20 protein-coding genes are annotated in these 18,896 nt (G+C 70.7%); 10 read left to right on the top strand and 10 right to left on the bottom strand.

The genetic code is table 11. The features are described 5' to 3' along the window. Positions 1 to 2: 2 nt before the first annotated feature. Entirely contained in the window at positions 3 to 1,355 is a 1,353-nt protein-coding gene (nhaA, locus tag AU196_RS21930; protein WP_059097194.1) for a Na+/H+ antiporter NhaA, read from the bottom strand. A gap of 150 nt (positions 1,356 to 1,505) precedes the next feature. Here nhaA and AU196_RS21935 point away from each other — a divergent pair, with 150 nt between their 5' ends. Genes AU196_RS21935 through AU196_RS21945 form a run of 3 tightly spaced genes read left to right on the top strand, consistent with a single transcriptional unit; the run spans position 1,506 to position 5,337 of the window. Continuing rightward, positions 1,506 to 2,429, top strand: coding sequence for an ABC transporter ATP-binding protein (locus AU196_RS21935; protein ID WP_059097195.1), 924 nt, complete (start codon positions 1,506 to 1,508; stop codon positions 2,427 to 2,429). Next, complete coding sequence (locus tag AU196_RS21940; protein WP_059097196.1) at positions 2,426 to 4,054, top strand: ABC transporter permease; 1,629 nt, start codon at positions 2,426 to 2,428, stop codon at positions 4,052 to 4,054. Before AU196_RS21935 ends, AU196_RS21940 begins: the two co-directional genes overlap by 4 nt. Beyond that, the gene (locus AU196_RS21945) at positions 4,051 to 5,337 is read left to right on the top strand and encodes a polysaccharide pyruvyl transferase family protein (protein WP_059097197.1); all 1,287 of its coding nucleotides are present in this window, start codon (positions 4,051 to 4,053) and stop codon (positions 5,335 to 5,337) included. The genes AU196_RS21940 and AU196_RS21945 overlap by 4 nt, the downstream gene beginning before the upstream one ends. A gap of 15 nt (positions 5,338 to 5,352) precedes the next feature. On the opposite strand, the gene AU196_RS21950 is transcribed toward AU196_RS21945, so the two are convergent. From AU196_RS21950 to AU196_RS21960, 3 genes are read right to left on the bottom strand one after another with little or no spacing between them, the layout of a single operon-like run. Further along, positions 5,353 to 5,910, bottom strand: a complete 558-nt coding sequence (locus tag AU196_RS21950; protein ID WP_059097377.1) for a hypothetical protein — start codon at positions 5,908 to 5,910, stop codon at positions 5,353 to 5,355. Beyond that, positions 5,907 to 7,121 (bottom strand): class I SAM-dependent RNA methyltransferase, encoded by a 1,215-nt coding sequence (locus AU196_RS21955; protein WP_059097198.1) that lies wholly within the window; start codon positions 7,119 to 7,121, stop codon positions 5,907 to 5,909. The genes AU196_RS21950 and AU196_RS21955 overlap by 4 nt, the downstream gene beginning before the upstream one ends. Continuing rightward, positions 7,118 to 9,115 carry an APC family permease gene (locus AU196_RS21960; protein ID WP_059097378.1) on the bottom strand — a complete coding sequence of 666 codons (1,998 nt, stop codon included), beginning with the start codon at positions 9,113 to 9,115 and terminating at the stop codon, positions 7,118 to 7,120. Before AU196_RS21960 ends, AU196_RS21955 begins: the two co-directional genes overlap by 4 nt. A 97-nt stretch (positions 9,116 to 9,212) precedes the next feature. Here AU196_RS21960 and AU196_RS21965 point away from each other — a divergent pair, with 97 nt between their 5' ends. Next, a complete protein-coding gene (locus AU196_RS21965; RefSeq protein ID WP_197415868.1) occupies positions 9,213 to 9,881 on the top strand; it encodes a potassium channel family protein in 669 nt (222 codons plus the stop codon). Then, the gene (locus tag AU196_RS21970) at positions 9,878 to 10,546 is read left to right on the top strand and encodes a potassium channel family protein (RefSeq protein WP_059097199.1); all 669 of its coding nucleotides are present in this window, start codon (positions 9,878 to 9,880) and stop codon (positions 10,544 to 10,546) included. The genes AU196_RS21965 and AU196_RS21970 overlap by 4 nt, the downstream gene beginning before the upstream one ends. A 3-nt stretch (positions 10,547 to 10,549) precedes the next feature. Here the strand turns inward: AU196_RS21970 and AU196_RS21975 are convergent, their stop codons facing one another. Beyond that, positions 10,550 to 11,242: a DUF3159 domain-containing protein gene (locus AU196_RS21975; RefSeq protein WP_059097200.1), complete on the bottom strand. Its 693-nt coding sequence runs from the start codon at positions 11,240 to 11,242 to the stop codon at positions 10,550 to 10,552. After that, positions 11,239 to 11,610, bottom strand: coding sequence for an OB-fold nucleic acid binding domain-containing protein (locus AU196_RS21980; protein WP_059097201.1), 372 nt, complete (start codon positions 11,608 to 11,610; stop codon positions 11,239 to 11,241). Before AU196_RS21980 ends, AU196_RS21975 begins: the two co-directional genes overlap by 4 nt. 148 nt (positions 11,611 to 11,758) lie before the next feature. Between AU196_RS21980 and AU196_RS21985 the strand changes: the two genes are divergently transcribed. Further along, a complete protein-coding gene (locus tag AU196_RS21985; RefSeq protein WP_059097202.1) occupies positions 11,759 to 12,469 on the top strand; it encodes a hypothetical protein in 711 nt (236 codons plus the stop codon). Between the two features lie 20 nt (positions 12,470 to 12,489). Here the strand turns inward: AU196_RS21985 and AU196_RS21990 are convergent, their stop codons facing one another. Then, complete coding sequence (locus AU196_RS21990) at positions 12,490 to 13,239, bottom strand: DUF3710 domain-containing protein (protein ID WP_059097203.1); 750 nt, start codon at positions 13,237 to 13,239, stop codon at positions 12,490 to 12,492. Next, a complete protein-coding gene (gene dut / locus AU196_RS21995; protein WP_059097204.1) occupies positions 13,239 to 13,703 on the bottom strand; it encodes a dUTP diphosphatase in 465 nt (154 codons plus the stop codon). The genes AU196_RS21990 and dut overlap by 1 nt, the downstream gene beginning before the upstream one ends. Positions 13,704 to 13,728: 25 nt before the next feature. On the opposite strand from dut, the gene AU196_RS22000 reads away from it, so the two are divergent. Further along, positions 13,729 to 14,208, top strand: a complete 480-nt coding sequence (locus AU196_RS22000; RefSeq protein ID WP_059097205.1) for a DUF3093 domain-containing protein — start codon at positions 13,729 to 13,731, stop codon at positions 14,206 to 14,208. A gap of 4 nt (positions 14,209 to 14,212) precedes the next feature. Here the strand turns inward: AU196_RS22000 and AU196_RS22005 are convergent, their stop codons facing one another. Next, positions 14,213 to 14,515: a DUF4193 domain-containing protein gene (locus tag AU196_RS22005; RefSeq protein ID WP_041309620.1), complete on the bottom strand. Its 303-nt coding sequence runs from the start codon at positions 14,513 to 14,515 to the stop codon at positions 14,213 to 14,215. 176 nt (positions 14,516 to 14,691) lie between these two features. Between AU196_RS22005 and cei the strand changes: the two genes are divergently transcribed. After that, positions 14,692 to 15,348: an envelope integrity protein Cei gene (cei, locus tag AU196_RS22010; protein WP_059097206.1), complete on the top strand. Its 657-nt coding sequence runs from the start codon at positions 14,692 to 14,694 to the stop codon at positions 15,346 to 15,348. A gap of 4 nt (positions 15,349 to 15,352) precedes the next feature. Here cei and AU196_RS22015 read toward each other — a convergent pair whose 3' ends face one another. After that, on the bottom strand, positions 15,353 to 16,213 hold the full coding sequence (locus tag AU196_RS22015) for an inositol monophosphatase family protein (protein WP_059097207.1): 861 nt from the start codon (positions 16,211 to 16,213) through the stop codon (positions 15,353 to 15,355). A 126-nt stretch (positions 16,214 to 16,339) separates the two neighbouring features. Between AU196_RS22015 and ppgK the strand changes: the two genes are divergently transcribed. After that, positions 16,340 to 17,149: a polyphosphate--glucose phosphotransferase gene (ppgK, locus tag AU196_RS22020; RefSeq protein WP_059097208.1), complete on the top strand. Its 810-nt coding sequence runs from the start codon at positions 16,340 to 16,342 to the stop codon at positions 17,147 to 17,149. Positions 17,150 to 17,374: 225 nt separating this feature from the next. Beyond that, positions 17,375 to 18,895: an RNA polymerase sigma factor gene (locus AU196_RS22025; RefSeq protein ID WP_059097380.1), complete on the top strand. Its 1,521-nt coding sequence runs from the start codon at positions 17,375 to 17,377 to the stop codon at positions 18,893 to 18,895. The last annotated feature ends 1 nt before the right edge of the window (position 18,896 follow it).

Consider the following 18,896-nt stretch of genomic DNA (forward strand, 5'->3'; position numbering starts at 1 on the left):
CGTCAGTCGCGTCGAGACTGGTACACGTCGGGCACTCCGTCGCGGTCCAGATCGGCGGTCTCCTGCTCGTGTATTGCCCGGTAGCGGCGGTTGCGGACCCTCAGAAGCACCGCGGCGACCAACGCCGCGACCAGGGATCCGGTGAGCACCCCGACCTTCACGAAATCGTCACGATCGGACCCCAGACCGTACGCGAGGTCGCCGATGAGCAGGGACACGGTGAACCCGATACCGGCCAGCAACGCCACGCCGAACACGTCGATCCAGCGCAGCGCGGCATCGAGGTTGGCCCGGGTGACCGCGGTCAACAGGCGGGTCGTCAGGAAGATACCGACGGGCTTGCCCACCACCAGGCCCAGGATGATCCCGAGGGTGATCGGATCGCGCAATGCCGTGGTGAGGCCACTCAACCCGCCCAGGGCGACCCCGGCGGCGAAGAAGGCGAACACCGGCACCGCGACCCCGGCCGAGAGCGGACGTAGGCGGTGCTCGAAGTGTTCGGCCAGACCGGGCCCGGCGTCGGGGCCTCCCGCGGCGGCGCTCCGCACGACCGGAACGGTGAATCCGAGCAGGACCCCGGCGACGGTGGCGTGCACGCCGGATTCGTGGATCAGCACCCAGGTGGCCACGCCGAGCGGCATCAGCAGCCACAAGGACCGGATCCGTCGCTGCACACAGATGCCGAACAGCGCCAGCGGGACGAGCGACAGACCGAGCGCTGTGAGATTGATCTCGTCGGTGTAGAAGACCGCGATGACCGACACCGCGAGCAGATCGTCGACGACCGCGAGCGTCAGCAGGAAGGTGCGCAGCGCGGCAGGCAGGTGGGTGGAGATCACCGCCAGCACGGCGACCGCGAACGCGATGTCGGTGGCCGTGGGGATGGCCCAGCCACGGGTGGCGCCGTCGCCGACGTGGGCCGTGACCGCCAGGAAGATCAACGCGGGCACCACCATGCCGCCGACCGCCGCGGCCATCGGCAGCGCCGCCCTGGCGGGGTCGCGCAGGTCGCCGGCGACGAACTCGCGTTTGAGTTCGAGCCCGACCACGAGGAAGAAGATCGCCAGCAGGCCGTCGGCCGCCCACGTGCCCAGCGTCAGGCTCAGGTGCAGGCCGAACGGCTCGGCCCCGATCTCGAGGTCGCGCAACGCGAAGTAGGACGCCGCCCACGGGGAGTTGGCCCACACCAGCGCGACGGCCGACGCCACCAGCAGCACCGCTCCGCCGACGGTCTCCTTGCGCAGGATCGCCGCGATACGCGTTGTCTCCGACCAGGATCCGCGGGAGAGCACCGAACGTCGGGGTTGCGGGACAGGTGTGTTCGTCAAATCGGCCTCACCATGGGTAGGGGTCATCACAATCGCCGACCAGACTTCCCGGCACACCTGTCGCACACCACCCTAGGCGATCGGCCGCGCAGGGCCGACCCACGGAGTACATTCATCCTCGGTGCGCCGGGAAGTCTGGTCGGCAGGCAGTTGACCCGACTCACGAAAGGGCTTCCGTTGCATGCCATCCCGCCGGCGCCTGCGCGCGCCGAATCTCCACTCGCCATCCACACCGACGGACTCGGCAAACGGTTCGGCCCGGTCCTCGCCGTCGACGGGCTCGACCTCGCCGTGACGCCGGGTGAGGTGTTCGGCTTCCTCGGACCCAACGGCGCGGGCAAGTCGACGACCATCCGGATGCTGCTGGGGTTCCTGCGGCCCAGTGAGGGGTCGGCCCGCGTCTTCGGGATCGACGCCGGCGATGTGCGCCGTGTCCACCGCCTACTGGCGTACGTCCCGGCCGACGTCGCGCTGTGGCCGTCGCTGACCGGCGCCGAGACCCTCGAACTGCTCGGCAACATCGGTCCTGGAGTCGACACCGGCTACCGCGCCGAGCTGATCCGGCGCTTCGACCTCGACCTCGACCGGCCCGGGAAGGCGTATTCCACCGGCAACCGCCAGAAGGTCGCCCTGGTCGCGGCCTTCGCCACACGGGCCCCGCTGCTCGTGCTCGACGAGCCGACCAGCGGACTCGACCCGCTGATGGAGCGGGAGTTCCGCCGCTGCATCCACGAGGCGCGCGACCGCGGCCAGACGGTCTTCCTGAGCTCGCATCAGCTCGCCGAGGTGGAGGCCGTCTGCGACAGGGTGGGGATACTGCGGTCCGGCAAGCTGGTCGAGATCGACAACATCGCTGACCTCCGACGGCTGCGCCGCACCGTGGTGGAGGTCGGGTACCACGACGCCGCACCGCAGTTGGCCGGCGTGGCAGGCGTCTCCGACATCGAACGGCTCGAGGGCCGCCGGTTGCGGTTCACGATGTCGGGGCCGCCGGCCCTGATCCTGCGGGCGCTGTCGACGGTGGACGTGACCTCGCTGCGCATGCACGAACCCACGCTCGAGGAGATCTTCCTCGACTACTACGGCGAGGCTTCCCGATGAGCACCGCGACGATGCCGGCCGCCCGTACCGCGTCGACGCCCGCCGCCACCAAGACCGTCGGCCGGCTCGCGGTGCGTCAGGTGCGCCGGGGCGCGTTGATCGTTGCGTCCGTCGCCGCCGGTATGTCGGCCCTGGTGGCCGCCCAATACCAGAGCACCTTCTCCGGTGAGCTCGACCAGGGGGCGCTGCGCGCGCTGGCCGAGAATCCGGCGGTGCGGGTGTTGTTCGGCCCGCCCCTCGCGCTCGACGATCCCGGAGGCTTCACGGTGTGGCGGACCGGCACACCGGTGCTCGTCATCGCCGCGGTGTGGGCGCTGCTCGCGGTCACCCGGATCACCCGCGGCGAGGAGGACGCCGGCCGCTGGGATCTGCTGCTGGCCGGACCTCTGCGCACGGTGGACGCCGTCGCGCGCTGCCTGCTCGCGGCCATCGGCGCCGCGGTGGCGATCGGCGCGGCGGTCGGACTCGCCATGGTGGCCGCGGGGACGGATCCGCGCGGCGCGGCGCTCTACGCGACCGGCGTCCTGGGCACCACGGCGTGGTTCGCCACAGCCGGCGTCCTTGCCGCACAGGTGTTGCCCACCAGATCCGCGGCGGTCGGCGCGTCCGTCGCCATGCTCGGCGCCGCACTGCTGGTGCGCATGCTCTCCGACGGCGTGCCGTCGCTGGCGTGGACGGCATGGCTCAGCCCGTTCGGGCTGCTGGGACGGGCCGCGCCGTACGCCGACAACCACATCGGCCCCCTGGTGGTGCTGGTCGCGGTGCCGCCGCTGATCGGCGTGGCCGCGCTGGCGATGGCACGCCGTCGCGACATGGGGACCGGGTTGGTGAGCGTGTCGACCCGTCGCCGGCCCCGAACGTCCCTGTTGGGATCGGTCGGCGGATTCGCGCTCCGACGCGCGCTGCGCCCGGCTGCCGGCTGGGCAGTCGGGATCGGGACGTACTTCCTGCTACTCGGGGCCATGCTCACCTCGATCCTCGAATTCCTCACGGAGAATCCACGGTTCGCCGAACTGGCCGCCGCGGCGGGCCTCGCGGGGCTGAGCTCTGCCGACGGATTCGCCGCGGCGCTGTTCCGTCTGCTCGCCATTGCCACCGGCATGTTCGCGGCAACCAGGTTGGCCGCACTGGTCGCCGACGAGAAAGCGCGCCGGTGGACGACAGTGCTCGCCGCGCCGGTGCCGCGGGCGCGCCTCGCCGCTGCGGAGATCGCCGTGACTGCCGCCGGTGTGCTGGTGCTGCACGCGGTCGCCGCGCTGGCGATGTGGGCCGGGTCGGTGGCCACCGGTGGACCGCTGCGGTGGGGCTCCGCACTCGCCGGCGCGCCGAACCCCGCTCCCGTCGCCCTGCTGGCGCTGGGCGCGGGCGCGCTGGCGGTGGGCTGGTTGCCCCAGGCCGTGACGGCGGTGGGGGCCGTCCCGGTGGCCGGCGGATTCCTGCTCGAGGTTCTGGCCGACAGCCTGACGGCGCCGCGCCGGCTCCAGCAGGTGTCGCCGTTCCCTCACGTCGCGGCGGTGCCCGCCGAACCGCCCAACAGCGGTGCGATCGTGGCGTTCCTGGCCATCGGGGCCGCGTTGTCGACCGCGGGCGTGCTGGGCTACCGGAGGCGGGATCTGACGTCGTGAAACCCCTTGGTGGACTGTTCGCGCCGTCCGGCACCGACGCCCGGCGAGGTCGCGCGACCGCACCCCGAGAACTCGTGTATCTGGTTGCGCCCGCCGGGCATCCGAACTACGGCGACGAGCTGATCCTGCGGACGTGGTTGCGCTATCTGGCCCGGGCACGTCCGGAGGCGGACGTGGCGGTCGACTGCCACACGCCCGGGCAGGCCGCGGTGCTCCTGGGTGGCTGTCATCCACGGGTGACGTTCGTCGACACGGTCTGGCGGATCTGCTTCCGGACCGCCGCCTCCGACGCTGCCGAGGCGATCGCTTTCGCCGCCGGGGTCGTCGAGGATCCCGGTCGGATGCCCACGATCGCATCCGGCATCGACCTGCTCGCCCGCGCGGACACGGTGCACATGGTCGGCGGTGGTTACCTCAACACGGTCTGGGCGCACCACGTCGCACTGCCTGCGACGGTCGTCGCCGCAGCGCGGCGGTCCGGGGGCCGCGCGGTCGCCACCGGCCAGGGACTGCTTCCGGTCGGCGACTGCGAGCGCCTCCGTCTGCTGCGCGAGACGCTCGATGGGTTCTGGCACGTCGACGTCCGCGACCGGCCGTCGTGGGAGGCCATGGCCGGCTCGGCGGCGAACCTGTCGCACACCGGCGACGACGTCTGGCTCGCCATCGGCTCAGACGACGTGTACGACGCGGATTCGGAGGCGGCACAGCGCAGATTCGTCTTCTGCCTCCAGTCCGACCTGATGGACGACTTCGCCGGCGGTCAGGGCCTGGAGGGTCTGGCCGAAGTGGTCAGGCGTGTGGTCGAACACTGGCGGGTCGAGGGTCCGGACGTCGCGTTCGTCGAAGGCATTCCCGGCGCGGACCGAGTGGTGTTCGACCGGGTCGAACACCTCCTGCCCGGCGTGCTCTTCGTACCTTTCACCGGCGTCTGGGCGCACGGCCTGCCTGCACGGGCGGGGCAGACGTGGATCACGACCCGCTTCCACCACCACCTGATGGCTTCCGCCGCGGGGTCGAGCGGTGTCGCACTGGCCGGCCGCCGGGACTACTACCCGGTCAAACACCGCTCGCTGCTGGACATCGGCTCACGGTGGCACGTCACCGACGACTACGCCGACCTGCCCGCGGCGCCGGTGCGCAACGGCGGACTCCCCCGCGATGCGGTGGCCGGTGCACACGCGGGCAAGGACGCTCTGGCCGCCCGGTTGTACCCACGGGAGGCACCGTCCGCGCTGCGGCGCGCCGCCCTCGCGCTGGGACGGGTGGGCCGCTCCCGCCCGTAGACGCATCCGATCTCCTCAGCGTCGCGTGAGCGTCGCATCCGACCACAGCGCCGCCGACGCGTGCCCCATCAGCAGCTTGGCGTAGAACACCGGCCCGAACCACGGCGCGGTGCGGGACGGTCCGAGCGCCCGGTCCAGCCAGATGCCGCCCAGCGTCGTCGCGATCCCGGCCGCGCGGCGGTGGCGTCGCGCGTACCGGACGAGGACCGTCGCCGCGAGCAGGTAGCCGTAGTCGGCCAGGGCCCAGCGCCACCGCCTGCGGCCGCCCCCGTCGATCCAGGCCAGCACCAGCGGATGCACATGGGCGAGCGCGAACCGGAGATGGTCGGCGTCGGTCTGGCCGGGCCGCTCGTACCAGCGCGCACACGCCACGGTGTTGTTGGCCCACGCGCCACCCCACAGGTCGACGGCCGCCACCACCAGAAGGGTGCGTTTCGCGGTGTCGAGCCGGTCACCGGCGACCCGGGGTGCCAGGTATCCGCCGAGCGCGGCGACGCCGAGGATGGTTGCCGTCCCCGCCGGTGTGGTCTCCTCACCGACGAACTCGAGCCACGCTGAGCGCAGAGCGTTCACCTGGTCAGCACCGCCACGCATTCGACGTGGTGGGTGAGCGGGAACGAGTCGAACACCCGCACCTCCTCGACCGTGTAGCCGGAACGCAGGTACAAGCCGACATCGCGCGCGAAAGACGCTGCCTCGCAGCCGATGTGGATGACGCGCGGCACCCCGGCGGCGCTGACCGCGTCGATGATCTCGCGTCCGGCGCCGGCGCGCGGCGGATCTAGCACCGCCACGTCGGCAGCGCCGCGCTGCGCCGCGAGCGCCCGGCGCACCGAATCGGTGACCACCGACACCTGGGGCAGGTCGGCCAGCGCGGCGCGCGCCGACCGGCCCGCCGCCCGCGAGGTGTCCACGGTCAGCACCCGGCCGCCGTCGCCGACCTGTTCGGCCAGCGCCGCGGCGAAAACCCCTGCGCCACCGTAGAGATCCCACGCCGTCTGCCCGGGACTCAATGCCGCCCACCCCGCGACGAGTTCGCTGTACCGGCGCGCGGCGTCCCGGTGGGCCTGCCAGAACGCGGTCACCGGCACCCGCCACGCCCGTCCGCCGACGCGCTGGGTGGCCTCGTAGTCGCCGGACACCACCGTCGTCGGCGTGTGGCGGCCCGCGCGGGGCCCGCTCTGCACGATGTGGCGGGCCCCGTCGTCGTCGAGGGCGACGTGGACGTGCGCCCCCGGTGGGAATCGCAGCAGGTGCACGTCGTCGAGCAGCTCCGGCGGCAACTGCGCGCATCGCAGATCGGTGACCAGTTCGGCGCTGTGATAGCGGTGGAACCCCGGTGCGCCGTCGGCGCCGGTGTCCAGCCGGACCCTGGTGCGCCACTGCGTCGCGGCGCCGTCGCCGATCGCCTCGGCGCTCGCCTGGTCTTCGTCACACCACCGGTATCCGCCCAGCCGGGCCAGTTGGTTGGCCACCACGGCGCCCTTGAGCCGTCGCGCGCCCTCCGGCGTGACGAACGCCAGATCGCAGCAGCCGGCTCCGTCGACACCGGCGATCGGGCACAGCGAGGCGATCCGATCGGGCGAGGGTTCGATGACCTCGACGACGTCGGCGTGCCAGTACGATCCGCGGTCGGACTGCACGCGGACCCGCACGGTCTCCCCCGGCAGCGCGTGCCGGACGAACACCACCCGGCCGTCGTGGCGCGCAACGCAGCTGCCGCCGTTGGCGGGAGCACCGGCCACGAGGACGAGTTCGGCTGGCGCACCGTCGGATCCGCTCACTCCAGGAAGCCCCTTCGGGCATCTCCCGGCGCCGACTGCGGCTGCAGGGTCTTGAGCCGTTCGGACGAGCTCAGCTGCCACGGAACCGACGTCACCATCACGTTGGGCATGAACAGCAGCCTGCCCTTGAGCCGCAGCGCACTCTGGTTGTGCAGCAGCTGTTCCCACCAGTGCCCGACGACGTACTCGGGGATGAACACGGTGACGACCGTGCGGGGCGACTCCTTGGTCACCCGCTTGACGTAGTCGAGCACCGGGCGGGTGATCTCGCGGTAGGGCGAGGCGATCACCTTGAGCGGCACAGTGACGTCGCTGTCCTCCCACTGGTGCACCAGTGCGCGGGTCTCGGCGTCGTCGACGCTGACGGTGATGGCCTCGAGCACGTCGGGGCGGGTGGCGCGGGCGTACGCCAGGGCCCGCAGGGTCGGCAGGTGCAGTTTGGACACCAGGATGATGGCGTGGTTGCGGCTGGGCAGCACGATGTCCCCGCCCTCGGCGGCCTCCTGCTCCTCGAGTTCCCGCGACACCGTGTCGTAGTGCCTGCGGATCGACTTCATGATGAGGAAGAGGCTTCCCATCGCCAGGATGGCGATCCACGCGCCGGCCAGGAACTTCGTCGCGACCACGATGACCAACACCGACCCGGTGCAGCTCAATCCGATTCCGTTGATCAGACGGGACCGGATCATCTTGTTGCGCACGGCCGGATCGGTCTCGGTGCGCAGCAGCCTGGTCCAGTGCCGCACCATGCCGATCTGGCTGAGCGTGAACGAGACGAATACGCCGACGATGTAGAGCTGGATCAGCGCAGTGACCTCGGCCCCGAACGCGACGATGAACGCAACCGCGGCGAACGCCAGAAACAGAATTCCGTTGGAGAACGCCAACCGGTCACCGCGGGTGTGCAGCTGACGGGGCAGGAACCGGTCCTGCGCCAGAATCGAACCGAGAACGGGAAAGCCGTTGAACGCCGTGTTGGCGGCGAGAACCAGGATCAGCGCTGTCACGCCGGCGATCAGCAGCAGGCCGACCGACGACCCGTGGAACACCGCGTCCGCCAGCTGGGTGATCAACGTCTTCTGTTGATAACCCGGAGGCGCCCCGACGAGTTGTTCGGCGGGACGCTCGGCGATCTTCGCACCGGTCGCCTTGGCCAGCATGATGATGCCCATGAACAGGCTGATCGCGATCAGCCCGAGCAGGGCCAGCGTCGTGGCCGCATTGCGTGACTTGGGTTTCCGGAAGGCGGGCACCCCGTTGCTGATGGCCTCTACACCGGTCAGCGCCGCACATCCCGACGAGAAGGCACGCGCGACGAGAAAGATCAGGGCGAATCCGGCGATGTCCTCGTGTTCGGCGTGCAGCTCGAATCCCGCCGACTCGGCCTGCAGCGGTTCGCCCAACACATAGATCTGGAAGAACCCCCAGCCCAGCATGGCGAAGATGCCCAGCATGAACAGATAGGTGGGGATCGCGAAGGCGGTGCCGGATTCGCGGATGCCACGCAGGTTGGCCGACGCCAACAGCAGCACCGCGATGACGGCGAAGAGCACCTTGTGTTCGCCGACGAACGGGATCGCCGAGCCGATGTTCGACATCGCCGAGGACATCGACACGGCCACCGTCAGCACATAGTCGACCAACAGCGCGCTGGCCACCGTCAGCCCCGCGGTGGGGCCGAGATTCGTGGTGACCACCTCGTAGTCCCCGCCACCGGACGGATAGGCGTGCACGTTCTGCCGGTAACTGGCGATGACGATCAACATGACACCGGCCACCGCGAGCCCGATCCACGGCGACATGGTGTACGAGGTCAGACCCGCCACCGACAGGACCAGGAAGATCTCCTCCGGCGCGTAGGCCACTGACGACATGGCGTCGGACGCGAAGACCGGCAGCGCGATCCGCTTCGGCAGCAGTGTGTGGGACAGCCGGTCGGAGCGGAACGGCCGCCCGAGAACCAGCCGCCGCGCCGCGGTAGAAAGCTTGGACACGAGGTCCAAGGGTATGCCCAGTGACGCAGGGCTGTAGCGTTCCGGTTGCGGAGTTTCGCCCCTGTCCCGGCAGTGGCTGAGCCGAAAGGAACCGCACGTGCATGTAGTGGTGATGGGATGCGGTCGGGTGGGGGCCTCCCTGTCCGACAGCTTGTCGCGGATCGGTCACGACGTGGCCGTCATCGACCGGGACCCCACCGCCTTCCACCGGCTCAGTCCCGAGTTCGCGGGCGAGCGGGTGCTGGGCATGGGCTTCGACCGGGACGTGCTGCTGCGCGCCGGCATCGAGGATGCCAGCGCGTTCGCGGCGGTGTCCTCGGGGGACAACTCCAACATCATCTCGGCGCGGGTCGCCCGGGAGACGTTCGGTGTGGAACGCGTGGTGGCCCGGATCTACGACGCGAAACGCGCCGCCGTGTACGAACGCCTCGGGATCCCCACCGTCGCCACGGTGCCGTGGACCACCGACCGGCTGCTCAACGTGCTGACCCGCGAGACCGAGACCACCAAGTGGCGCGACCCGTCGGGCAACGTGGGGGTGGCCGAGCTTCCGCTGCACGAGGATTGGGCGGGCCACCGCGTGACGGAACTGGAGACGGCGACCGGAGGCCGGGTGGCGTTCCTCATCCGGTTCGGCAGCGGCGTGCTGCCCGACCCCAAGACAGTCCTGCAGGCCGGCGATCAGGTGTACATCGCCGCCGTCGCCGGCCACATCGCCGAGGCCATGGCGATCAGCGCGCTGCCGCCCGGTGAGGACGAGTCGTGAAGGTCGCCATCGCCGGGGCCGGCGCGGTCGGCCGGTCCATCGCCCGGGAACTCCTCGAGAGCAACCACGAGGTGACTCTGCTCGAACGCAACCCCGACCACATCGACGTCGACGCCATCCCCGCCGCGCACTGGCGGCTCGGGGACGCCTGTGAGATCTCCGTGCTGGAGTCGGTGCATCTCGAGGAATTCGACGTGGTGATCGGCGCGACCGGCGACGACAAGGTCAACGTGGTGGTGAGCCTGCTGGCCAAGACCGAATTCGGGGTGTCGCGGGTGGTCGCCCGGGTCAACGACCCGCGCAACGAGTGGCTGTTCGACGAGAACTGGGGCGTCGACGTCGCGGTGTCGACACCGCGGATGCTGGCGTCGCTGGTCGAGGAGGCGGTCGCCGTGGGTGACCTGGTGCGGCTCATCGAGTTTCGCAAGGGTCAGGCCAACCTCGTCGAGATCACGCTGCCCGACGACACGCCGTGGGGCGGCAAACCCGTCAAACGCCTCGAATTGCCGCGGGATTCGGCGCTCGTCACGATCCTTCGCGGTGCCCGGGTCATCGTCCCGGAGGCCGACGAACCGCTCGAAGGCGGCGACGAGTTGCTGTTCGTCGCGTCCGCGGAGGTCGAGGACGAGCTGAGCCGCCTGGTCCTCAACCCCAGATCGCGCTGAGGGTCACTCGGTCCGGGTCTCGGCGCTGCGGTGTTCCTGCGGCGGCACCGGGGCGTGCAGGGCGCGCTGCGCGCTGCGGATGGCGAAGTAGGTCACCAGGGCGGCCAGAGCGGTCAGCGGCCAGCCCATCGCGATCCGCGCGACCCCCAGCCACCCCGTCCGGTCGGCGTCGTAGAGGTGGTGCTGGACGATGAAGCGGGACAGGAACACCGCCACCCAGGTCGCCGTGGCGAGGTCGAAAGCCCGCACCGCCGTGGGGATTCGGCGCCAGTCGTCGCTGTGGCCGTTGATCCAGCCCCAGACGTAGCCGACGACGGGACGCCTGATCACCACCGACAGGGCGAAGACGCTCGCCCAGAACAGGGACATCCAGATCCCCAGCAGGAAGTAACCCTTGGACTCGCCGACCAGGTAGGCGATGAGCGCGCTGATTCCCACGCCGATGAATCCGGAGATCGCGGGCTGCACGGTCTCCCGGCGCACCAGACGCCACACCAGGATCACCGCGGCGACACCGAGCGCGGCCGCGATCGCGGGGACCAGCCCGGCGATGGAGGAGACGGGTACGAACACGACGATGGGCAGCGAGGAGTAGATCAGGCCGCTGACGCCGCCCATCTGGGCGAGGATCGCCTGCGCGCCGGTCGGCTTGTCCGGTTCGGAGGCCTCGTCTGATCCGGTGACCGGGTCGCTCACTTCTGGATTTCGTAGTGCGGGTTGTAGATCGCCTTCGTCCCGTTCTCGAGCTTGCCGACCCGGCCGTGCACCCGCAGGGTCCGGCCGGATTCGATCCCGGCGATACGTCGCTGTCCGAGCCACACCAGCATCACCGAATCGGTGCCGTCGAACAGTTCGGCGCGGACACCGCCCGCGCAGCCCTTGGAGTTCGTCTCCACGCTGCGCAGCGTGCCGACCATCGTGACTTCCTGGCCGCGCTGACAGTCGATCGCCTTCTGGGCGCCGGTGTGCGCGGCTTCGTCGCTGAGCTCCTCGACGTCGAGTTGCTCCGGGTCCTCCGTCAGACGTCGGGTCAGCCGACGCAGATACCCTTCGGCCGTAGCCATGGCCTCTCCTGACCTATCGCAGATCCACCGTGGACCCGCACTCAATCCAACGCCACGGTAGACCCGTTGGTTCCCTTATGCCATGCGGGGTTGACCGCGCCGGGCGGTTCTAACCGTGCGTGATCCGCGGGCAGTGCACGATCGTGTGATGACGGTCGATCTGCGGGGTGTGACGACGGTGCTGCTGCCCGGAACGGGGTCCGACGACGACTACGCCTACCGGGCGTTCTCCCCCGCGCTGCACGAGGCCGGCGCGGTCGTCGTCACCCCGCCCCCGCAGCCCCACCGGCTGGTCGAGGGGTACCGCGACGCGCTCGACGAGGCCGCTGCCGCGGGTCCGGTGGCGGTCGGCGGCGTGTCGATCGGCGCGGCGGTCGCGGTCGAGTGGGCGCTGGCGCATCCGGGTGCCGCGGTCGCCGTGCTGGCGGCGCTGCCCGCGTGGACCGGTTCGCCGGTGACGGCGCCCGCCGCGGTGATGGCGCGGTACTCGGCGCACAGCCTGCGTCGCGACGGGCTGGTGGCGGCGACGTCGCAGATGCGCGCATCGAGCCCGCGCTGGCTCGGCGAGGAGCTGACCCGCTCGTGGGTCGCCCAGTGGCCTGCGCTGCCGGACGCGATGGACGAGGCGGCCGGCTACGTCGCGCCGACGTGCGCGCAACTGGAGGCACTCGCGGTGCCGATGGGCGTGGCCGCGGCGATCGACGATCCGGTGCACCCGCTCGAGGTCGGGATGGAGTGGGTGTCCGCCGCGCCGTGCGCCGCGCTGCGGACCGTCACCCTCGACGAGATGGGCGCCGAACCCGCCGTCCTCGGCGTCGCCTGCCTGGCGGCCCTCGCCGAGGCCTGCGACCGTCCGTAGCCGCCCGACGGGAGTGCCTGCTAGCCGCCGGTGATGGTGCGCAACTGCTGCATCGCCGAACCCTGGGCGCTGCGCCGTGCCGCGGGCTGCGGTGGCTGCGGCGGCGCCTGCTGCGGGTCGGGCTGCTGGCCCTGCTGCGCGGCGGCAGCGGCTCTCAGCTGTTCGGCCATCGGCTCGGGCAGCTGAACCGCCAGCGGCGTGCGCACCGGCAGGGGGGTGTCGCCGCGTCGGACGACGGTGTCGCGCAGGGCTTCCCGCGCCTCGGCAGTGAGGGCGTCGATGTTCTCGGCGACCCCGTTGACGACACAGCGGATCATCCAGCGGTAGCCGTCGACACCGATGAACCGGACCATGCCGGTCGCCGTGCCGACCACCTCGCGGCCCCACGGACCGTCCTGGATGCTCACCGCCGCGCCGTCTCTGCGCAGCGAGTCGGCCAGTTCGCCGGCCACCTCGCGCCACAATCCCGCGGACTTCGGCGCCGCGTAGGCGGCGATGGTGAACCGGCCGTGGGGTGTGACCACCCACACCGCGCTCGGCACGCCGGCCTCGTTGAGCTCGACCTGGACCTGACCGGCGGCCGGCATCGGCACCAGCACCGAACCGAGGTCCAGCCGGCCCTGCACGGCCACCTCGGGATCGTCGAAGTCGTCGATGTCGAACGGACCGTCGAGGTCCTCCTCGCCCGTCGGTTCGACGGAGGGTCCGGCGGTCGGCTCCGCGGCCGGCTCACCGATCTTGTCGCTGCTCTTGCGTTTTCCGAATGCCATCACAAACTCGCATGTCCGCCGGAGGATCCGTGGCCGCCTTCGCCACGGGTGGTCTCGGCCAGTCCGGCTTCGTCGAACGACGTCACCTCGACCAGCTCGGGTAGTTCGACCCGCTGCACCAGCAGCTGGGCGATGCGGTCTCCGCGCCGGATGACGATCGGCGCGTGCGGATCGAGGTTGATCAGCGACACCTTGATCTCCCCTCGATAGCCGGCGTCGATCGTCCCCGGGCTGTTGACGATCGAAAGCCCCACGCGCGCAGCCAAACCCGACCGCGGATGAACCAGGCCCACCATGCCGTGCGGGATCGCCACGGCGATCCCCGTCGGCACCAGGTCTCGCTGCCCGGGGCCCAGTTCGACATCGCGGGCGCTGAAGAGGTCGACGCCCGCGTCACCGTCGTGGGCCCTGGCGGGCATCGGTAGCTCGCGGTCCAGACGCAGGACCGCCAGAGAGGTGGACACGACGTCACAGATTACTCTGAGGCGCGTGTCCGACACGCGCGCAACCACCCAAACGGTGCGCTACCGCGAACGGCTCTCGGTGCCGTGGTGGTGGTGGCTGCCCGGACTCGGGCTGGCGGCACTGATCGCCTACGAGGTCAACCTGGGTGTCGAAGCCCTGCCGGACTGGGTGCCGTACGCGGTGCTTCTCCCGGTGGCCGCCGTCATCCTGGCGTGGTTCGGCCGAGCCGAGATCCGCGTGGTCGCCGGCCCCGAGGGCGATACCGAACTGTGGGTCGCCGACGCGCACCTGCCGGTCAGCGTCGTGGCAAAATCGGCGGACGTGCCCAAGACGGCGAAGAGCGCGGCGCTCGGGCGCCAACTCGATCCGGCCGCCTATGTCGTGCACCGGGCCTGGGTGGGCCCGATGGTGCTGCTGGTGCTCGACGACCCCGAGGACCCCACGCCCTACTGGCTGGTGAGCACCCGCCACCCCGATCGGGTGCTGTCCGCGCTCGGCCGCTGAGGCGTCAGGCCGCGCAGTCCGAGCAGATCATCACGCCGTTCTTCTCGCTGGCGAGACGGCTGCGGTGGTGCACCAGGAAGCAGCTGGAGCAGGTGAACTCGTCGGCCTGCTTGGGGATCACCCGGACGGAGAGCTCCTCTCCGGACAGGTCGGCGCCGGGCAGCTCGAAATTCTCGGCGGTCTCCGATTCGTCGACGTCGACGACCGCCGACTGCGCCTCGTTCCGCCGGGCCTTCAGTTCTTCGAGCGAGTCTTCGGAGACATCGTCGGTTTCGGTACGCCGTGGGGCGTCGTAGTCGGTAGCCATCGTCTTGTCCCCTCCGGTGAGCCTTGCAGCAGTGCTTTGTACCAGCGTCGAACGCATTCCCCAAATGATTCGTGCCCGTTACCACCCCGAGACTGCTGTGATTTACATCACATTGTCTCGCCCGCACTCGACCGACCGCAAGTGACCAGCGGCGCGGGGGGCTCTACAGTGCATGGGTGGTCTCGAGCATCACCGAAGGCACCGCGTTCGACAGGCACGGTCGCCCCTTCCGCCGGCGTAACTACGTGCCCGGCCTCCTCATGATCGGCGCACTCGCGGTCGTCGCGCTGGTGGTGTGGGTGATGGCCCTGAACCAGCCGACCGACGTGCGTGAGGCCGCGATCTGCAACCCGCCCCCGCCGGCACCGGCCACCGAGCCGCCGCCGCCGGTGCTCGGTAAGCCGGTGGCGCGCACCGACATGATCGACGTCAGCCCGGCGAAACTGGCCGACACCAGGATCCGGGTGCTCAACGCGAGCGGTATGGGCGGCCAGGCCGGTGAGATCGCCGGCGAACTGCGCGATCTGGGGTTCGCCCAGCCGGAAGCGGCCAACGACCCGATCTACGTGAGCGCGCGCCTGCAGTGTCAGGGACAGATCCGGTTCGGCCCGTCCGGGCGCGCCGCGGCCGCCGCGGTGTGGCTGGTGGCGCCGTGCACCGAACTGTTCGAAGACCAGCGCCCCGACCCCACGGTCGACCTGGCGATCGGGACCGACTTCGCCGAGCTGGCCGCCAGCGACGACATCGACGCGGTGCTGGCGAGCCTGCGCCCCGACGCCACCGCCCCGGCCGATCCCGAACTGCTCAAGCGGATCCACACCGGCACCTGCTGAGAGGTCAGCGCCGCACCCCGGCCCGGCGCAGCGCTTCGTCGAACTCGCCGGCGATCCCGGGAGCCGCGGCGACGACCAGCCCGGCCCCGCCGACCGCCCCTGCCGGTGTCGGCAAGGACACCGTCGCTCCGGCCTCGGCGGCGATCAGCGCCCCGGCCGCCCAGTCCCACACGTTGACGCCGTCCTCGTAATAGACGTCCAGCTGTCCGGCCGCGACCATGCACAGGTCCAGCGCGCACGACCCGATTCGGCGGACGTCGCGCACGCGGGGCATCAGGTCGACGAGCAGTTCGGCCTGCCTGCGCCGGCGGTCGGGGGCATAGGCGAACCCGGTGCCCATCAGCGCCATCGCGAGCCGCTCGGGCGTATTGCAGCGCAACGGGCGCACCGTGCCGTCGCGGCGCAGCTGTGCGCCCTGTCCGCGCGCGGCGGAGTACAGCGCGCCTGCGGCGACGTCGGCGACCGCACCGGCCACCGATTCGCCGTCCCGCTGCACCGCGACCGACACCGCGTACGCCTCGATGCCGTAGACGAAGTTGACCGTGCCGTCGATCGGGTCGAGCACCCACGTCAGCTGGCCGGCGCCCGCGTCGGCGGCACCGCCCTCCTCCTCGCCGAGGATGTGGTCGCCGGGGCGGTACTCGGCGAGCCGGTCGCGCAGCAGCCGTTCGGTCTCGGTGTCGACGACCGTCACCGGGTCGGTCGGTGTGCTCTTGGCGGCCACCGCGCCTGCGGGGGCGCCACCGGACTCGGCGCCGAACACCTCGCCGCGCCGGGTCCGCACGAATGCGGCTGCCTCCGCGGCCAACTGCTCGGCCACCTCACGCAACACCACCGGATCGTCTTTTCCTTCAGCGGCGTCCATCCCGACATCGCATCACGTCGGCGCGCGATTGTCTGCGCCGGTTGCCCGGACCGCCGCCCGTGCCCCACCGGTTGCCACTAGGGTGTTGGGACGCGTACCGCCGGGCCGCCACTGTGAGGAGCGCTGATGACCGCCACCGATTCGCCCGTCGCAGATCCGGACGCCGCCGGCGGGGACGCGCGGCGCGGATTCGGCATCGACGTGGGGGGCAGCGGCGTCAAGGGCGGTGTCGTCGACCTGGGCACCGGTCAGCTGATCGGCGAGCGGTTCAAACTGCCCACCCCGCAGCCCGCCACGCCCGACGCGGTCGCCAAGACGATCGCCGCCGTGGTCAAGGAATTCGGCTGGACCGGCAGGCTGGGCGTGACCTACCCCGGCGTGGTCACCAGCGGCGTCGTGCACACCGCCGCCAACGTCGACAAGTCGTGGCTGGGGGTCAACGCCCAGGAGATCTACAGCGCCGCCCTGGACGGGCAGCCGGTGACCGTGCTCAACGACGCCGACGCCGCGGGGCTGGCCGAGGAGCGTTTCGGGGCGGGCCGGGACAACACCGGCGTCATCGTGCTGCTGACCTTCGGCACCGGGATCGGCTCGGCGGTCATCCACAACGGCATCCTGCTGCCCAACACCGAATTCGGTCACCTGGAGGTGGGCGGCAAGGAAGCCGAGCACCGCGCGGCCTCGTCGGTCAAGGAGCGCAAGGGCTGGAGCTACGACCGCTGGACCGAAGAGGTCACCAAGGTGCTCGTGGCGATCGAGAACGCGATCTGGCCCGATCTGTTCATCGCCGGCGGCGGGATCAGCCGCAAGGCCGACAAGTGGGTGCCGCTGCTCAAGAACCGCACGCCGGTGGTGGCCGCCGCGCTGCAGAACTCCGCCGGAATCGTCGGCGCGGCGATGGCCGCTGAGGTGGACGTCACAGCTACCAACCGGTAACCACGTCGTCCCGGCTCGCCCGGGTCGTCGATTTTCGCCGCTCGGCACGGCGTCGCCCCGCAGTGTCGTTACAATGGACGTCGGCGGCCGCCAACCGAATAGCGGCAGATATCCGAGTTGAGATCACGCCGACATTCGACATAGCCGACATTTCGGGTTGGTGCCTGCTCCCACATGTGTTGGGGTCTCGGTGCCCACCGGGAGAGTAAGACCGAAAGGGTGTACGTGGCAGCGACAAAGGCAAGCCCGGCAACCGATGAGCCGGTGAAGCGCACCGCTACCAAGACCCCCGCGAAGAAGGCCGCCGCGGCGAAGGCCCCGGCGGCCAAGGCGGCGAATGGGACCGCACCGGCCAAGCGGGCCGCCAAGGGCACCGCGACGAAGACCCGCGGCCCGGCGAAGAAGGACGGCACCGCCACCCGCGGTCGCGCCAAGAAGTCCACCGCGCCCGAGGCCGGCGCCACCGACGCCCTCGCCGACGACGATCTCGACAGCACCGACACCCTCGACGCCGAACCGGACATCGACGTCGACGACGCCGATCTGGACCTCGAGGATCTCGACACCGACGACGACTCGTCGGACGACTCGACGGACGACGCGTCGGATGACGCCGACGACTCCGAGGACGACGGCGACGCGGCCGAGACCGCCGGCGCCGAGGCCAAGGCCGCCCCGAAGGGCGGAGCGGTGCCCGCCGCGCCCGCCACCGAGGACGAAGAGATCGCCGAACCCTCCGAGAAGGACAAGGCCTCCGGCGACTTCGTCTGGGACGAGGAGGAGTCCGAGGCGCTGCGCCAGGCCCGCAAGGACGCCGAACTCACCGCCTCCGCGGACTCGGTGCGCGCCTACCTCAAGCAGATCGGCAAGGTGGCGCTGCTCAACGCCGAGGAGGAGGTCGAGCTCGCCAAGCGGATCGAGGCCGGCCTGTTCGCGACGCAGAAGCTGGCCGAGCTCGCCGAGAAGGGCGAGAAGCTGCCGGTGCAGCAGCGCCGCGACATGCAGTGGATCTGCCGCGACGGCGACCGTGCCAAGAACCACCTGCTCGAGGCGAACCTGCGTCTGGTCGTATCGCTGGCCAAGCGCTACACCGGCCGCGGGATGGCGTTCCTCGACCTCATCCAGGAGGGCAACCTCGGTCTGATCCGCGCGGTCGAGAAGTTCGACTACACCAAGGGCTACAAGTTCTCCACCTACGCCACCTGGTGGATCCGTCAGGCCATCACGCGCGCCATGGCCGACCAGGCCCGCACCATCCGCATCCCGGTGCACATGGTCGAGGTCATCAACAAGCTGGGCCGCATCCAGCGCGAGCTGCTCCAGGACCTGGGTCGCGAACCCACGCCCGAGGAGCTCGCCAAGGAGATGGACATCACGCCGGAGAAGGTGCTGGAGATCCAGCAGTACGCCCGTGAGCCGATCTCCCTGGACCAGACGATCGGTGACGAGGGCGACAGCCAGCTCGGCGACTTCATCGAGGACTCCGAGGCCGTCGTGGCGGTCGACGCCGTCTCCTTCACGCTGCTGCAGGATCAGCTGCAGTCTGTGCTGGAGACGCTGTCGGAGCGCGAAGCCGGCGTGGTGCGGTTGCGGTTCGGCCTCACCGACGGCCAGCCGCGCACGCTCGACGAGATCGGCCAGGTCTACGGCGTCACCCGCGAGCGGATCCGCCAGATCGAGTCGAAGACGATGAGCAAGCTCCGGCACCCCAGCCGGTCCCAGGTGCTGCGCGACTACCTCGACTGAC

This window comes from Mycobacterium sp. IS-1742, from assembly GCF_001500125.1.
Taxonomy (GTDB): domain Bacteria; phylum Actinomycetota; class Actinomycetes; order Mycobacteriales; family Mycobacteriaceae; genus Mycobacterium.

Coding starts and splice junctions, on each gene's coding strand:
- AU196_RS21940 (WP_059097196.1), top strand. CDS start 2,426: ATGAGCACCGCGACGATGCCGGCCGCCCGTACCGCGTCGACGCCCGCC.
- ppgK (WP_059097208.1), top strand. CDS start 16,340: ATGACCGCCACCGATTCGCCCGTCGCAGATCCGGACGCCGCCGGCGGG.
- AU196_RS21980 (WP_059097201.1), bottom strand. CDS start 11,610: ATGGCTACGGCCGAAGGGTATCTGCGTCGGCTGACCCGACGTCTGACG.
- AU196_RS22005 (WP_041309620.1), bottom strand. CDS start 14,515: ATGGCTACCGACTACGACGCCCCACGGCGTACCGAAACCGACGATGTC.
- AU196_RS21990 (WP_059097203.1), bottom strand. CDS start 13,239: ATGGCATTCGGAAAACGCAAGAGCAGCGACAAGATCGGTGAGCCGGCC.
- nhaA (WP_059097194.1), bottom strand. CDS start 1,355: ATGACCCCTACCCATGGTGAGGCCGATTTGACGAACACACCTGTCCCG.
- AU196_RS22015 (WP_059097207.1), bottom strand. CDS start 16,213: ATGGACGCCGCTGAAGGAAAAGACGATCCGGTGGTGTTGCGTGAGGTG.
- AU196_RS21985 (WP_059097202.1), top strand. CDS start 11,759: ATGACGGTCGATCTGCGGGGTGTGACGACGGTGCTGCTGCCCGGAACG.